Raw genomic sequence first — 17,503 nt, 5'->3', positions numbered from 1 at the left:
AATCATAAAAAAATCCGCTAAAAGCGGATTTTTTTATGATTTAAATTCTTTCATGAATTTTTGCAATTTTGGCGCAATCACAACAGAACAGAATGGGTTCTCCGGATGCGAATTAAAATAGTTATGATGGTAATCCTCTGCTACCCAAAAAGTAACAGCTGGTTCTACCGTTGTGACAATTGGATCTTCAAAAACATCCTCATTATCCAACTCGTCAATGAAATTTTTAGCTAAGATCTCTTGTTCTTCGTTATGATAAAAAACAACCGATCGGTATTGTGTTCCGACATCATTGCCTTGACGATTTAATGTTGTGGGATTATGTGTTTTAAAAAATATCTGCAATAGATCTTCGTAGTTTACCAGTTCTTCATCATACTCTATTTGTACCACTTCAACATGTTCCGTTGTTCCTGTACATACTTGTTCATAAGTAGGGTGATCATTCAATCCGCCCATATATCCAGGTAAAACACTCTTTACTCCCTCTGTATTCTGAAAAATAACTTCTGTACACCAAAAACAGCCTCCTCCAAATGTTGCTTTCATATCTTTATATAGTTAAGACTCAAACTTAGATAAATTTGTTTAATATAATTACATCCTATATAAAACAAATTTATTCGTTAAAATTCATTTTTATGGTACTCATGAATGCTTTGCAGTTATCGATATCTCCTCTTCCATCAAGAATTATTTTATAGAGGAAAATTAGAAATTAAATCACAAAAACAGCGTCATAATAGTTTACTGATTTTTAGGGCTTATAGTAATATGCTCCAGGAATTAATAAGTCTTGTTTTTCTTGATGACAAACAGCGTAAGAGAATCCTTTCTGCAAAGCGTAAGAGCCATATTCACCTTTCTTGTTCAAGGCTAAGAAACCGACCTGAATATCTTTTGCGATCTGTGGTTTTTTCTTAACGATACGCTTCACCGCTTCTTTACAAGCATCTTCGGGCGTATAGCCCTGACGCATGAGTTCCACGACTAAGAAGCTGCCTACTGTTCGAATAACTTCTTCTCCAACACCTGTTGATGTTGCTCCTCCAACTTCATTATCGACATACAGACCTGCTCCAATAATAGGGCTATCTCCTACTCGACCATGCATTTTAAAAGCCATCCCACTTGTCGTACAAGCACCTGACAAATTCCCTGCAGCATCTAATGCCAACATACCGATTGTATCGTGATTATATTGATTGCCAGGCAACCGTTCTACTGCAAACGACTTGTTTTCAATATTCATGATTGGCTTGTACTTCTTTTCTTTTAACCATTCTTTCCAAGCCTTTTCTCCTTCAGGTGTTAGCAAGTTTTCTTTTTCAAAACCATTTTCTAAGGCAAATTGTAATGCACCATTACCCACCAACATGACATGTGGGGTCTTATCCATCACCAGACGAGCAACTGAAATCGGGTGAGCAATATGTTCCAATGCAGCAACTGATCCACAATTTCCTTCTGCATCCATGATACAAGCATCTAAGGTTACAAAACCATCACGATCCGGATAACCGCCTTTACCGACAGTCATATTTTTTAAATCAGCCTCTGGCACACGTACTCCTTGCTCAACCGCATCAATGGCTTTTCCGCCATTTTTGAGAACTTCCCAGGCCGCTTGATTGGCTGCAATACCAAAATCCCATGTAGAAATAACAATAGGTTTCATTTTTGCCGATTTTGGAGAATTTGAAAAACTTGACAAAGTCTCCACAGAACCTAAAGCTGTTGCTCCAATAATTCCCTGTTTAATAAAATGACGTCTTGAACTCATATTTTTATCGATTTAGCATTACAATGATACAAAATTGCCTGTTTCTTTTAATATTTTCTATTCAAAAAGGTTAGAGTAATTCATTTTTTTGCAAAAGAATATTAAATAAATTCACAAATCGTCATTTTTTATGGGAAAAATATGCAATTTAGCTTATCTTTAAGAACAAACTAATCAGCATGAAAAACAAACTAAAATATGCGATTCTAACCTTTGCAAGCCTTTTTAGTATACATTATACTTTTTCACAACAAGTAGATTCTACAATTTACTTTAAAGTGAAAGAACTGCAAGAAACCGTAAAAAAAGAATATGCGCCAGATAAACGTATCAAAATATTTGCTTTTACCAAAACAGATGTTGTTCATAATGAATATCAAATAGAAACCACAGAGCAAGCTGCTAAAACAGCTTTCGAGCAACAGATTAAAAATATACCAACAACGGTTAATATCAATCTATTACCAGAACAAAACCTCGATAATAAACTCATTGGAATTGTGCATTTGTCTGTAAGCAATATGAGGACAAAACCGGACAATGCTGCTGAAATGGCAAGTCAGGCCTTAATGGGAACGCAAGTAGACATTTTACAAAAAGATCATGGTGAATATCGTGTACGTACTCCTGAAGGATATATTGCATGGATGCCAACTTCTTCGGTTACAGCCATGACAAAAGAAGAAGCGATAGCATGGAACAATCAACCTAAATTGATTTATACGGCAGAATTTGGAAAATCGTTATCTGAACCCAATGAACAGAGTCAACGTGTGTCGGATCTTGTATATGGTGATATCTTAGCGTTAACAGCTGAAAAGGGCAAATACTATGAAGTTACTTATCCCGATAAACGTAAGGCCTATATCAAAAAAGAAGAGAGTCTCTCTTTAAAAAAATGGATTGACTCGCGTAATCCTACATCCGAGAACTTGATTTCAAGTGCTAAAAGTATGTTAGGACTTCCTTATTTATGGGGAGGTACCTCTGTAAAAGGGGTAGATTGTAGCGGTTTTACCAAAACTACTTATTTTATGAATGGCTATGTCATACCGCGTGATGCCTCCCAACAGGTATTGGCTGGTGAGGCAGTAGATATTCTTGATGCAGAAGGTCATTTTGACCCAACAAAAGCTTTAAATAATTTGAAACCCGCAGATTTACTATTTTTTGCTGGAGGAAAAAATAGTAATCCCAATGCTCGTGTGACTCATGTGGCTATGTATATCGGCAACGGTACATTTATTCACTCTGCCGGATCTGTACGTATCAATAGCATGCTGAAAGATGCCGCGAATTATGATGATTTTCAAACCAGAACTGTGGTTGCTGCAAGAAGATATTTAGGATCAAAAGATCCTCAAATACAGAAAATAGAAAATAACGCTTATTACAGTATAAAATAAAACTTTACAATAATCATGAGTACACATGCAGATTGGATTACCAAAGATTTTGGAACTTTCAAACTTAGGTTCAAACCGTATACATTAGAAATGCGTTATGTCTTTACTGTTGCCTCTTTCAGTAGAACGACAACTCCCGTTGTATTAACACAGTTGGAGTATGATGGTATTATTGGCTATGGGGAAGCAAGTATGCCACCGTACTTGGGAGAATCACAAGAAAGTGTCATTAACTTTTTAAATCAACTTGATCTTAGCAGCTTCAATTCACCTTTTCAAACAGAAGATATCTTACAGTATGTCGATCAGGTCGCTTATAAAAATACCGCAGCGAAAGCTGCTGTAGACATTGCTCTTCATGACTTATTAGGTAAAATCATGAACCAGCCCTTTTACAAAATTTGGGGTTTAAATCCAGGATTGATACCTGCGACGACCTATACGATTGGTATTGACACCGAAGAGGTCGTTCGTAAAAAAGTAATGGAAGCGGATCAATTCAAGATTTTAAAAGTAAAACTTGGTCTTGATACGGATAAAATGATCATCGAAACCATTCGTCAATGCACAGATCGTCCTCTTTGTGCTGATGTCAACCAGGGTTGGAAAACTCGTGAAGAGGCATTGGAAATGTCATATTGGCTGGCGGAGCGTGGTGTTATTTTCTTGGAGCAACCTATGCCTAAAGAGCAAATTGATGATAATGCCTGGTTAACAGCACATAGTCCAATTCCTACTATTGCAGATGAAGGATGTCAAAGATTAATAGATGTACCTGCTCTAAAGGGTGTTTATTCTGGCATTAACATCAAATTGATGAAATGTACAGGAATGAGAGAAGCGAAACGCATGGCCGAGTTAGCGCGTGCATTAGAGATGAAAGTGATGATCGGTTGTATGACAGAGACTTCATGTGCCATTTCAGCAGCAGCGCAATTGGCACCCTTAACGGATTGGGCTGATTTAGATGGAGCCTTACTGATCGGAAACGATATTTATGATGGAATGAAAGTGATTGATGGCCAATGTATATTGCCTGATAGACCTGGAATAGGAATTATACCGCAATAGAAAAATAGGTAATAAGCATAAAAAAATAGGTTCCTTAAAGGTGTCCTATTCAACATAAAACTAACCAAAAATCTTATGAATAAATTTTTACTCACTTCGTTATGTACGATGGCTTGTGGCTCTTTACAAGTCGTAAATGCACAACAAATCCAAGTTGCTGGTAAAGTTTCTGATGAAAGTGGTACACCAGTTCCTAGTGTGACCATTGCTGTAAAAGGAACCAATACAGGGACATCCACAAACTCAAACGGCTTATTTACGCTAAATGCAAATGCAGATGCGACGATCGTTATCTCTGCTGTAGGTTATCAAAAACAAGAGATCAGCTTAAATGGTCGCAAGACGTTAACAATTTCCTTACAAAAGGATGAAAATGCTTTAGATGAGGTCATGGTTGTTGCGTATGGAACGGCAAAAAAGAGCACGTATACGGGGTCTGCGTCAACAGTAAAAAATGATGTCCTTGACAAACAACCAGTCACTTCATTCGAAAATGCTTTGACAGGTCGTGTGGCAGGGTTACAAGTCAGTACAAGCTCAGGGCAAGCGGGTTCTACCCCTGCTATTCGTATCCGTGGTATTGGGTCTATGAGCGCTTCAAACGAACCGCTATATGTCATCGATGGGGTGCCCGTAATCTCTGGATCTACTGGACAAATGAACGATTATTTGGTCAACTCCAATAATGTGATGAGTACCTTAAATCCCGCTGACATTGAAACCATGACGGTATTGAAAGATGCCGCAGCATCTGCTTTGTATGGTTCTCGTGCAGCAAATGGTGTCATTATCATTACGACTAAAAAGGGTAAAAATGGTGCGCCAAAAATTAACCTGAAATCAAGTCTTGGTTTCAGTCCAAGTTGGGCAACAGATAATAATGAAACTGCTTCGGTACAAGATGAGATTGATATGCTATACAGTGTTCTCTATGACTCTCGTATCGCTGGTGGGCTAACTGATGCTGCTGCTAACAAATGGGTATTAGATCGATTCAAAACTAAATTTGGCATTCATGGTTACGACTTTTCAACAACAGGAACATCCATGTTTGAAAAAGTAACCATTACAGGTAAAACAGATGGTATTGAAAATCGAGAGGGTAAATATTACGATTGGAATGATGCTTTATTCAGAACGGGTATTTTCAATACTAATGATTTATCTGTGAGTGGGGGAACAGATAACACCAACTACTATACTTCCCTTTCTTACACACAGGATAAAAGTCGCATCATCTTGAATGATTACGATCGTATCAACGGACGTGTGAACCTGAATCAAAAAATTGGTAAATACTTGGAATTTGGTTCTAATATCAATATCGCGAAGACAAAATTAGTGGGGATGAATGATACGCGAAATACAGGTACCAATTATTTAATGCAGACCAGAAATTTGTTATGGCCTCTTTATTGGCCTACAGACTATAAAACTGGAAATGAATGGACTGCTCGTTATGGTAGTTTAGCCTATAACCCCCTTTATTATAATAAGGAATGGGAAAATAGTTCGAAAACAAGCAAAATATCAGCGGTAGAATCCTTGACATTACGCCTTCTTCCGGAATTGACGGTTAAAACTATCTTCTCCTATGACGAGACAGAATCAAAAGACCATATCTATTACAGTGCTAAACATTATAATGGATCTTCCACAAATGGCGTCGTAACAGAGGTAACTTCAAACATTCAAAAACTAGTCTCATCAACGACAGCAAATTATAATAAAACATTCGGTTTACATAATATCGCGTTATTAGCGGGTTTTGAGGCAGAAAAAAATGATGGTAGTTTCGTAAGAGCAACAGGTAAGGATTTACCTTCTTCTGCTTTACATACCGTTTCTACTGCAGGACAGCTAGATGCTGGAGCTTATAGTTGGGGTAGTAATATGATGTCGGTATTATCTAGAGCTGAATACAACTATGGTGAACGTTATTTTGCATCGGCATCCCTTCGTCGGGATGGCTCTTCTAAGTTAGGTCCTGGTCCACGCTGGGGAAACTTCTGGTCGATGGCTGGTTCTTGGAATTTAGCAAAAGAAAGTTTTATCGCTTCAATAGAAGATATCAATGCTTTACGGATTAGAGCTTCATACGGTGTAAATGGCACCTTACCTTTAGATGATTTTGGATGGAGATCATTAACAGCGTATAGTAATAAATATATGACTCAGGCTGGTGGAGCTTTAAGTAATGCCGCTGATGAAAACTTAAGATGGGAAAGAAATTATACGACTAATCTTGCTTTAGAATTTGGATTTTTTCAAAACAAGATCTTTGGTTCATTAGAATATTTCAACAGAGATTCAAAAGATTTAATACAAAAAGTTCCGATTTCAACGATAACGGGATTCTCTAGTACGCTTAGAAATATCGGTCAAATTAATAATAAAGGAATTGAAATTGAATTGGGTTCTGATATCATTAAGAAGCAGGATTTCAGATGGACAGCAAGTATAAATGCTGCGTTTATCGATTCTAAAATAACAAAATTAAGCGAGGGTCAACCCATTGTATGGTATGATCCAACTGGAAAAGATGACCGAGCACGTTTCATTTACCAAGAAAATGAATCTACATTGGCTTTCTACGGTTTAGAATGGGCTGGTGTAGACAAAACAAATGGCAAGAATGTATGGTATACCAATGATGGAACAGAAGGAGATTTCCTATTTGAAGGCAGGGGAGCTAGCTATACCTATACGAAAGCCAAACAAACCATCATCGGTAATGCGAATCCAAAAGTTTATGGTGGTATCAACACGGACGCTGAATACAAAGGAATTTCATTGGGCTTAAATTTCGCTTATAAAATCGGAGGTAAATTGTACGATGCGACATCAAAAGATGTGGCTGACGATGGCTATTATTGGGAAAGAATTCATGCCCAATATTTTGTTGATGAATCTTGGTCTCCTACGAATACAGATGGGGATTTTCCAATGGTTACTGGTCGAGATCTAGAAGATGTGAATCAAATCAGTAGTCGCCATCTCTATGATGCTTCTTACTTGAGATTGAAAAACATTTCCTTAGCGTACAAGATTCCAAATACTTATTTAAGTAAAATAGGTATCAACAATGCGCGTGTTTTTTTCAATGGAAGTAATTTATTAACACTTTCAAAATACAAGTACATGGATCCAGAGGTTAACCAATACGGAACACGTGGTTGGGAAACTCCAATTGCTAAAACCTATACATTTGGTTTAGAGTTTAATTTTTAACCTATTGAATTAAGAAAAATGAAAAAATTATTTATTGCTTCGTGCATCCTTATATCTCTTTCGGTTAGCTCTTGTAAAGATTTCTTAGATGTAAAACCGACAAATTCAGGAGACGCGGAAACAGCTATTCAGACTGCCGCTGATGCTAAAGTCATGATCAATGGTTTGATGAGTATATTGTCTAATCGGGACTATTATGGTCGAAACTTTCCTTTATACGCAGATGTAAAAGGTGGAGATTTCACTATTTTTGCTGCTGGTCGTGGATTTGATTATTTATATACTTTCAATCATAGTGCCTCTTCCAATAGTTATTCAGACGTTTGGGCTAAAGGGTTCAATGGAATAACACAGATCAACAATTTGCTAAAAAGTATTGACAACTTAAAAGCGGCTGGATCATTAGAAAACTTCAGCTCATATGAAGGCCAGGCATTAACTGCTCGTGCTTTGATCAATTTTGATTTGGTACGCTTGTACGGTGAACCTTATAATGAAAATAAAGCCGCTTGGGGTATTCCAAATATAACGACACCTTTAAGTCCAGGTGCACAAGAATTGAGAAGCAAAGTGGAGGATAACTACAAACAAATCCTGATCGATCTGAAAGCTGCAGAAACCTTACTCCCAAAAACAAAATTGAATGGCTATCTAAATTATTATGCCAACAAAGCACTTCAAGCACGTGTATATTTATACATGGAAGATTATCCGAATGCTTTAACTGCTGCACAAGAAATCATCGATTCAAAAGTATATACGTTATATAGTAATGCCGCTTGGGTAGATTCTTGGAAATCAGAATTTGGAACCGAATCAATTTTCGAATTAGGTGTTTATCCGAATGAAAGTGATTTAGGTAATTCATCATTAGGTGCATATTTCAGAAGATCTGGACATGGAAGTTCAGCTATCTTGGGTAATTTCATGGCGAGTGATTATTTTTTAAATCGTCTCAAACAAGATGCTGCAGATGTACGCTGGGGGGTTATGGCTAGAGATGAGACTTCTGCAACAAGACTGGGTGCTATTTACAAATATAGCGGAGGTGTCAACTTAGAAGGTGATAAGAAAACTTCGAATAGCACTGCTGTAAACTTTAAGGTTATTCGCCTTTCTGAAGTTTATTTAATGGCTGCAGAGGCTGCTTTAAAATCAGACAAAGCGCTTGCAGCAACTTATTTAAATGAAATCCGTAAGCGTTCACCTAATTTAGCTGCTGCAGATGCTGCTACAATAAACTTAGATATGATCGCTGATGAGCGAAGTAAAGAATTGGCTGGTGAAGGTCACCGCTTCTTTGATATGATTCGTTGGAATAAAACGATTGTATTTAATGATGAATTTGGCGCTATTAATACCATTCATCGTACAAAAACAATTGATAGAACGTTTAATAAAACAATACTTCCAATTTTCTTAGATGAGATCAATGCTAATCCGGGTATTGGTGCACAACAAAACCCTGGGTATTAATACTATATTCACAACAAAAGCCTTCGGATCTCATTATCCGAAGGCTTTTGTATTTAAAAAAGCGAGTTAATCGATCTTTTGAAAGGCTAGACGGGCAGTTCCATCATGCACGTAAATAATACCACAGCGTTTATATCCTAATTTCTGCATGACCTTTTGCATGGGGATATTGCTTTCATGGGTATCGACACGAATATTATGACATTGTTCAAAACACCATTGAAAACATTTCATCGCTACACCTTTAACTTTTCCGTTGGATGCTAATCGGTGAATGACACCGTAAGGTTCATCATTCAACCATTGACCATCTTCAATAAGGGTGTAGTTAGGGTCGCGCTCTAAGGAAAAACAAAATGTTCCGACGATCTCCCCTTGTACTGTGCACACATAGTTCTCTCCTATTTCAATCGTCGATTGGATATATTCCCGAGATGGATATCCATTTGTCCATTGGATTGTATTTCCACTAGCGCGCATTAATCCTCGGGCAATATCAATAGTTGCCATTACTTGATCCAAATCTTCTACTGTTGTTTTTCGAATATCCATATTCAAAAGTAAGAATTTGAAGAATTAATTTCTCAAAATAGGAAACAAAAAAACGCGCTGATATCAGATTTATCAGCGCGTAGCATTTAATGTAATCAGCGTATTACTTTAAGATCAAGATCCAACCTTTACCTTTTTCTATGGTAATCGGCTCATTGACATTAAATGTTTTCATTTCTTGTACATTTTTGATCGATGGAGCGTGTAAAATTGCTTTTTTAGGGTCTAAACCTAATTTATTCCAATCGATGATCAGTTTTGCTTGCGTATCTCCTGACGCCCAGCTTGCCAATGCAATCATGGTACTTCCTTGCTTTTGATATACGGTCGTCAATACATCTGCTTGATCTGTTTTAACAGGGTTGTTTTCTACCCAATAACCAATCATTTTAGCCTGTTGAATACCAAATTCATCCCAGATACGCCAGATATCTCGCGTATCCCGAGCACCTTCCCAAGGATAGCGATTGGTCATGCCATAAATCATTCCACGCCAAGGATTACCTCCATCTTGCAGCATTTCTCCCATCAAGCCAAATGGAATACCACTTACTTCGGTCAAATAAAAATCAGGTTTACTGTTTTCATAATCAAAATATTCACCAAACCAAAGGCGATTGATATAAGGAAAATGTTCTAGATATAAATTGCCGCTATTATTAAATCCATCGGACTTATTGTACTGATTTGCGGAATGTAAATCAATGATACCAGGATGACCGTTCTTAGTCATCACCCGTTTGATACGCTTCATCGTTACCCGATCAAATGCGACATCATCCAGATAGATGCCATCAATACCAATATTGTCAACTAACCAATTCATTCCTTCTACGTAATAATTATGCCAACGGTTCATCCCACTATTGATAATCGCGGCATCTTTAAACTCAGGAACAAACCAAGCTGCAATATAATCTTTACCAACATGCTCTTGCAACCACGAATATCCCTGTCCTTTTCCTGAAGAAAAAACCTCATGTCCTAAGCTACGCAATGGATACAGTTCATACATGCGATTTGAAACCTCGCGTACCGTGTTATAGATTTTTACTTTCAACCCTGACTGATGCGCAGAATCGATATACGCTTTCATTTCATTTGTTGCTACAAAGGGATAATTAATGTAGGGATTAACCAAACTTCCATGATGAAGGTTAATCAAATTCGCTCCACTATTTTTCACCTCTTCTATTGGTTTATATGCATGAAAGAAACGATTATTCCATTGCCAATCTGTATTCAAGGTATGGAATGGGGTAATCATCAAATGAAAGTTGTAATACAGTGTATCACCAGCCTTCATCGTACGTCCTCCTGTATAGCTATTGACTAGAATTGCTTTTCCTTTTTCTGCAATCGTAATTCCCCCTTGATCCTTGTTACCCCAAGATTTGGGAAGCAACAATGGTTTCTGAAGATAAAAATTGGTGTTTAATGGTCGAGAATATTGTTCGTCTCGAAGAGAGAACTGAACGCCCGCATTTACAGATCCTATCCACCCCCCGTCTTGACTCTTATTTTTCACATCCCACTTCCATGCAATCTGCTCTTTCCTTAAACCACCTTTCTCACCCAATCCCATAAAATATTTGGCATTCTTGGGTTGCATAGGTAGGTGAAATTGCACATCAGCTAAGTCAATATCTTTTGTCGCAATAACTTGTACAGAATAGTCCATAAATCCATCAAACTCCAACGAACCTTTGACATGTAGTTGCAAGGCATCCGAAGTTCCATCCGTATGCCAAGCATAAAGTCCTTCTTCCTTCTTATCAAATTGTAAAGCTTTATATGTAAATGAAATATCTTTTCCAGATTTTTCATTAAAATGAAAATGAATAGGTTCTGTTAATAAATCGTTGCCCTCTGTTTGTAAGCTCAACATGTCTTCTGCAAAGAAGGTTTGAATTTGTGCAGGTAAGCCATCTTTACCCAGAGTAACTTGTCTTCCTAAGATATCAATGCGATTATCATCAGAAAGTTTTAGTGGTAAATAGGGAGCTATAACTGTGTTTTCTTGAGCTAGGGTAGAATTCAACCATGATAAACGCGTCAATTTCCAAGGTTCGTCGAATCCTTTATTTTTAGCAATTTGATTGCTTACTTCAATTTCAATCGGGATCTGTCTTTCAGGTGCATTCTTAGGTTTAATCGTTGCTTTACCATGATATGTTCCAGCAGCAATGTCCGATGGTATTTCTGCACCACACCAAAGGGCTTGAACTTTACCTTTGGGAACATAAACGGTGAAAGAAATTGGTTTGCCTGCATAACTTGTTCCTTCTGTATTGATACATGTAATTGAATTTGATGAAATCGTTGCTCCTGTAGTTGATTTTAAATCGGAGAAAGAAATTTTAACATCTTCTAAATCTTGTTTATCAGCATACAATCCAAATTGAAAAGCGACCAACTCCCCTTTATCCGATTTTGCTTTTAAAAGATTTCCTTCTGCAGTAGATTTCATCCAACGTTGCGGTAAATAGTCCGTCATCTTAATTTGAAAATCACGGTTTTCTGGAAATATAAAGTAAGACTTTGAGGCATTTTTTTTCAAAAATGCAGCTAACTCCTTGTCCGTTGCAATCCTATCCATTTCATCATACTTGTTGAACTGATCTACAGATTCCAATCGCAAGAATTTCGCGGTTGCTTTTGTACTTTTTGCTATTGTATTGTTCTTCTTATCTTGTTTCAGATAAATGGCATCAGGATAAAATTTACTTCTCCCCCCGACTTCATAAGGTAAATAGTAGATATAGTAAATACCATTTCCAGAGATGGCGTCAAATTGAATGGTGCCTGACTCTGGTGAAATATGTATGTATTGTGAGGGTTCAAAGATTTTTTGGGTAGCACTATCAACTAATAAAATTTTTTGATCAACAGAGACATTTCGATTTTTCCAAGGAATAATCGCCGTCACCTGCTTCTCGTTTTTATCAACTCGAACGACTGCTCTTTGATTTCCTAATTTATCGGCATCCCATAATTGCTTTTGAGGTGGGTAGATATGTTGTGCCTGACTCACGAAAGTAGTCAACAATACTGTTGCACTTAAAATTGTCAATGATTTAAACATCTTAATGTTGGTTTTTTATAATTGATGAGCAAATTATAAATTTTAAAACAGCAACAAGAACAAATTATTGTAACTAAATCGCAATTCTATGTTACACAAAGGATTGAGTAACTATTATGTTACACAGTATATCAATAAAGTAAGGCTAGAAAATCAAATTATTCCTAGCCTTACTTTATTTCTGCAGTCTTTAATGTACCGCTTGTTTTAAATCTAATGAAAGATCTTTATTTAAATCTATGACATAACCGTTGATGATGGCATATTGAATCTTATTGTCTTTTTTTAAGAAGAAATTTGCTTCCTGACCGAGATTTAGGGAGCCAAACGGTTGCCATTTTCCTTTATATAAGATTTGCATAGGAAAATTATGCAAAGTTGTTAATTCTGATTCTGCAATTTTCACAGCCGCATAGCCTTGTTTTAGTAAATCTTTAAAATTAATTGTTTTTAAAGCATCAAAATTTTTAAACACGGTTTCATAGATCTTAGCTTCTACCAGTTCAAATCCTGTTAGATCTAGATCCGTATAACCATAAAAATCATGTAAGTCTCCTATATCTTCAATATATCCCTTCACATAATAATCTTGATCAACCGTAATTTCATCTCGACGTATCACAATATCAACTTGCAGGGGTAAGTTTTGGGAAACCGTCGACACATGACGCAAAACCACATCATGCAATTGGGATGCATTGAATGGAATCTGATGATAATCCTCAATGGAGAATTGTTGGTAACTATCCTGAGCAATTTGAAGTAAAGAATTTAATATCAAAATAAAATTCAATTTTCGGATTTCCTGTTTCTCCGCATCTCCTGCAAAAGCACCTGATTCTATCAATATAGTGCTTGCTCCCCATTTTTGAAAACTATCGCCAAATGCTCGAGGTGAATGTTCATCATCGTATTTGGCAACAGCATTTGGAATATAATCTTGTAGGATTTTGTTCATACCAGCAATTAATTTCATCGCATTTCCACGAACATCATTAACATCTCGCTCCCAATTATAGGCTGGAGCTAATAAAGATATCGTTACAGGAGTTTTAGTTCCTGGAACATTATAGTAAATATTTTGATCGTGTAGATTAAACGCAAATTGAGGCTTTACAGTTTCCGCTCGAGATCTTAAAAGTTTTCCTTCTGGAGTTGCAATATCACGAGCGTCTCTATTTAAGTCGATATGTTGCGCATTTCTTCTCGTGTACACTTCTGCCCCATCGGGATTTAACATTGGGATGAAGTGAACTTCTAACGTTGATTTTAACAGGTCTCTTACCGCATCAAATTCATCATGTGTACCTGATAAAAAATTAAACAAGTCAAAGAGTGCCATCGTTGCTGTAGGCTCATCTCCATGCATTTGTGACCAAAGCATCACTTTCTTCTTACCCATTCCATAGGTAAGTTCGTAAATCGAACGTTTTTGAACAGATTCACCAATTTGCTTCACTTGTAAAACTTGAGCTGCCTGATGTTTATTGATTAGCTGAATGATCGTACTGTGTTTAAATCGACGCTGCTGTAGTAGTTGTTCTTTGTAGGATGAATATGCTTCATCAAAATCTTTTTTATTCAAATTCATTGTTTGTGCAGAAATTGTTGTTTCTGAAAATATAAAGGCCATTAGGATGAGAATCTGTTTCATTTAATCTTTTAAAACTTTATCTAAAAGTGTTATTGTACCTTTATCTGCATCCATCCTCACTTTTGCTCCTACTGGCAAAATAAATTGGTTGGCAATATGTCCGATCATCGCTCCTGAATAAGCTGGGATCTCTAAAGGTCTGATGTACTCATTTAAAACTTGTTCTAAAGTCAAGGAACCATATCCTGCTGTTGGACCACAGTCAGTACATTTCCCAAAGATAAATCCTTTAATCTGATCTAATATACCCGCCAATTTCAATTGACAAAACATACGATCGACACGTTCTATATTTTCATCAACTTCCTCAAGAAATAAAATAGCATTTGTAAAGTCAGGTAAATAATCTGATCCGCATAAGCCTGAAATCAATGTTAGATTTCCACCTAACAGCGTTCCTTCAGCTTGGCCAGATTTCAGCGTTGTAATGCGTTCTTTATACTGAATAAAGTTATCTCCTTTATCCGTTGGATTTGCAAAAACGACTGGGTTATTTAATAAAAACTGATTTTCAAAACTTTTAGCAACAGTATTACTCCATGTACTAATTCCCACAGCACCATGAAAAGAGATTAAACCTGTTTTCTTAAATAATGCCATGATCAATGCTGTAATGTCGCTATATCCAAGCAAGACTTTTGGATTTTGGGAAATTAATTTATAATCGATTTGGGGCAATAAACGGGAAGCTCCAGCACCTCCTCGGATACATATGATAGCCTTGACTTCTTTGTCTGCAAACATGCTGTGAAGATCTGATAAACGTTCTTCATCCTTCCCAGCAAGATTGCCATATCGACTACGAATATGTTTTCCTTCTTTTACTTTAAAGCCAAAGGTTTCAAATATTTCTTTCGTCAACACAATGGATTCTTCTGTATCAATAACTCCCGCTGGAGCAATCAATCCAATGGTGTCTCCTTTTTGCAAAATTGAAGCAAGTAGTTTCTTTTGGTTTTCTATTGTCTCAAAGAAATCTTCTTTGCCAAAAGATAAAGAAGGGATACTTGTAGCCGCTAGTCCCAAAGATTTTAAAAATGTTCTCTTATCCATAGGTTTAGATCAATCAAAGACTATCTATTAAACAACATACGTTGACCATATCCATATTCAATCAAGCTTCCTTTCGAATACGCTAATTTTCCGGATACGATGGTATACTCAATAGAAGATTTAAAGGTATGATCTTCAAATGGAGACCATCCACATTTTGAAAGGATATTAGATTTTGTTACTGTATAAGGTTTATTCAAATCTACCAGAACCAAATCTGCCCAGTAACCTTCGCGAATAAATCCACGTTCTTCTATCTGAAAACAGATAGCAGTATTATGTGCTGACTTCTGAACAATCTGCTCTAGCGTCATTTTACCATCATGATACATATCCAATAAGGCTTGCAAAGCATGTTGAATCAATGGTCCTCCTGACGGAGCTGCGCTATAGGATTGAGATTTTTCAGCAAGCGTATGCGGAGCATGATCTGTAGCAATGACATCAATATGTCCATCCAATACTGCTTTCACAATCTGATCACGGTCATTTGCAGTTTTAACGGCAGGATTCCATTTAATGAAATTTCCTTTTGTCGCATAATCTACATCTGAAAACCACATGTGATGAATACAAGCTTCTGCTGTAATTCGTTTTTCAGCCAATGGGATATCATTTCGAAATAACGTTGTTTCCTTTGCTGTAGAGATATGTAAAATATGTAAGCGGGTATTGTTCTTTTTTGCTAATTCAATGGCTTTAGAAGACGATAAATAACAAGCTTCTGCTGAACGAATCAAAGGATGCATATCGATTGTCAAACCTTCCTCTCCATATTTTTCTTTAAATTGAGCTAAATTCGCTTGAATAGTAGCTTCATCTTCACAATGTGTCGCAATTAAAGTTGGTGAGTTGGCAAAAATACCTTCCAAAGCACGTTCGTTATCAACTAACATGTTACCCGTTGAAGAGCCCATAAATATTTTAACGCCACATACATCACGTGGATTCGTTTTCAATACTTCTTCCAAATTATCATTGGCAGCTCCCATAAAAAACGAGTAATTCGCTAATGCACTTCGAGCAGCAATATCATACTTGTCCTGCAGTAATATTTGTGTTAACGTATTGGGAACTGTATTTGGCATTTCCATAAAGGAAGTAGTCCCTCCTGCTACCGCAGCACGGCTTTCATGCCAGATATCGGCCTTATGTGTTAATCCAGGTTCGCGAAAATGAACTTGATCGTCAATCAAGCCAGGAAGAAGATGTAAGCCCTCTGCATTGATTTCCTGGTCGGCCGGGTGATTGATCTCTGAAGCAATCATCTCTATACGACCATTGCTAATGTATACGTCTGCTGTTGTTATTTTTCCTTCATTAACAATTTGTGCAGATTTTATAAGTATTGTTGACATTGCTTATCGATATGTTAATAGATAAACAAATATAAACAATCATCTGATTATGCTAATTAGATATCCTCATATTTTCAAATCACCACTAACTATTTGGGTGCTTTTAATTAAATAAAATACTTCACAAATAAAAAGGGGGCCATTTCTAAAGAAATAAGCCCTCAATTTTCAATTCAATAACCTTACCGAATTAGTTTTTTTAAATCTCTTCTATACGACTCTAAATCTTTTTCGTACTCTTTTAATTTAATCTCCTCTTTGCTAATTTTGATTTTAGCTTTATCTAAAGGAATACCAGAGATTTTATCTCGGCTGATTTTTTTGTCCAAATCAGATTCTAAATCTTCTATCTTTTCGCGTTGCTTATCAATCTTATCGGAAGTTTTATCAATATTTTCTACCGTATTTTCATATTTTGCTTGAGCCTTATCTTTTGCTTTTTGAGCTTTCGCTAGTTCTTTTTCCTTCTTTTTTACTTTAGCTTCTTCTTTCCTTTCTGCTGCTAATCTTTCCTTTTCAGTTGCTTGTACAGCTACAACACCTTGTTTTTCGGTTGAAATTACATTTGAGACTTTCTCAATCTCTTGAACTTTTTCTTGCGCATAGATGCTTGTACTCAGCACTAAAGCCAAAAAAGTTAAAACAATAATTTTTAATTTTTTCATATTTATTTTAAATTTTAATATTCTATTCTTACGATATATGAAAATAAAAAATTCACAACTGAAATAACTTTGATAGTTTTTATTTTTATTAAAATGTAGCTAGATAGCTCATTTCTAAAGTTTATTCATAAAAAAAAGCAGTAATTATTAATTACTGCTTTCTTACTTC

The 17,503-nt window shown here is 36.4% G+C and carries 12 protein-coding genes; 4 read left to right on the top strand and 8 right to left on the bottom strand.

Translation table 11 applies throughout. The annotated features are described in order from the left end of the window. Nucleotides 1-33: 33 nt before the first annotated feature. Together msrA and LZQ00_RS01875 are read right to left on the bottom strand one after the other, a co-directional pair. The gene (gene msrA / locus LZQ00_RS01880) at nucleotides 34-549 is read right to left on the bottom strand and encodes a peptide-methionine (S)-S-oxide reductase MsrA (RefSeq protein WP_234511444.1); all 516 of its coding nucleotides are present in this window, start codon (nucleotides 547-549) and stop codon (nucleotides 34-36) included. A gap of 208 nt (nucleotides 550-757) precedes the next feature. Then, nucleotides 758-1,783, bottom strand: a complete 1,026-nt coding sequence (locus LZQ00_RS01875; protein WP_234511442.1) for a N(4)-(beta-N-acetylglucosaminyl)-L-asparaginase — start codon at nucleotides 1,781-1,783, stop codon at nucleotides 758-760. Nucleotides 1,784-1,962: 179 nt separating this feature from the next. Between LZQ00_RS01875 and LZQ00_RS01870 the strand changes: the two genes are divergently transcribed. From LZQ00_RS01870 to LZQ00_RS01855, 4 genes are all read left to right on the top strand, one after another. Further along, nucleotides 1,963-3,189, top strand: coding sequence for a C40 family peptidase (locus LZQ00_RS01870; RefSeq protein WP_234511440.1), 1,227 nt, complete (start codon nucleotides 1,963-1,965; stop codon nucleotides 3,187-3,189). 15 nt (nucleotides 3,190-3,204) lie between these two features. Further along, complete coding sequence (locus LZQ00_RS01865) at nucleotides 3,205-4,260, top strand: dipeptide epimerase (protein WP_234511439.1); 1,056 nt, start codon at nucleotides 3,205-3,207, stop codon at nucleotides 4,258-4,260. 75 nt (nucleotides 4,261-4,335) lie between these two features. Then, complete coding sequence (locus tag LZQ00_RS01860) at nucleotides 4,336-7,491, top strand: SusC/RagA family TonB-linked outer membrane protein (protein ID WP_234511437.1); 3,156 nt, start codon at nucleotides 4,336-4,338, stop codon at nucleotides 7,489-7,491. Nucleotides 7,492-7,509: 18 nt separating this feature from the next. After that, nucleotides 7,510-8,967: a RagB/SusD family nutrient uptake outer membrane protein gene (locus tag LZQ00_RS01855; protein ID WP_234511435.1), complete on the top strand. Its 1,458-nt coding sequence runs from the start codon at nucleotides 7,510-7,512 to the stop codon at nucleotides 8,965-8,967. A gap of 66 nt (nucleotides 8,968-9,033) precedes the next feature. On the opposite strand, the gene LZQ00_RS01850 is transcribed toward LZQ00_RS01855, so the two are convergent. From LZQ00_RS01850 to LZQ00_RS01825, 6 genes are all read right to left on the bottom strand, one after another. Continuing rightward, nucleotides 9,034-9,519, bottom strand: coding sequence for a GNAT family N-acetyltransferase (locus LZQ00_RS01850; protein WP_234511433.1), 486 nt, complete (start codon nucleotides 9,517-9,519; stop codon nucleotides 9,034-9,036). A gap of 103 nt (nucleotides 9,520-9,622) precedes the next feature. Next, complete coding sequence (locus LZQ00_RS01845) at nucleotides 9,623-12,604, bottom strand: glycoside hydrolase domain-containing protein (RefSeq protein ID WP_234511431.1); 2,982 nt, start codon at nucleotides 12,602-12,604, stop codon at nucleotides 9,623-9,625. Nucleotides 12,605-12,794: 190 nt separating this feature from the next. Beyond that, nucleotides 12,795-14,258, bottom strand: coding sequence for a M14 family zinc carboxypeptidase (locus LZQ00_RS01840; protein ID WP_234511429.1), 1,464 nt, complete (start codon nucleotides 14,256-14,258; stop codon nucleotides 12,795-12,797). After that, complete coding sequence (locus LZQ00_RS01835; RefSeq protein ID WP_234511427.1) at nucleotides 14,259-15,311, bottom strand: LD-carboxypeptidase; 1,053 nt, start codon at nucleotides 15,309-15,311, stop codon at nucleotides 14,259-14,261. Between the two features lie 20 nt (nucleotides 15,312-15,331). Beyond that, nucleotides 15,332-16,669, bottom strand: coding sequence for a dihydroorotase (locus LZQ00_RS01830; RefSeq protein WP_234511425.1), 1,338 nt, complete (start codon nucleotides 16,667-16,669; stop codon nucleotides 15,332-15,334). A 182-nt stretch (nucleotides 16,670-16,851) separates the two neighbouring features. Then, complete coding sequence (locus tag LZQ00_RS01825) at nucleotides 16,852-17,334, bottom strand: hypothetical protein (RefSeq protein WP_234511424.1); 483 nt, start codon at nucleotides 17,332-17,334, stop codon at nucleotides 16,852-16,854. Nucleotides 17,335-17,503 lie beyond the last annotated feature (169 nt).

The organism is Sphingobacterium sp. SRCM116780, from assembly GCF_021442025.1.
In the GTDB taxonomy this organism is placed as follows: domain Bacteria; phylum Bacteroidota; class Bacteroidia; order Sphingobacteriales; family Sphingobacteriaceae; genus Sphingobacterium.
This window is presented reverse-complemented; position numbering and strand designations above follow the sequence as displayed.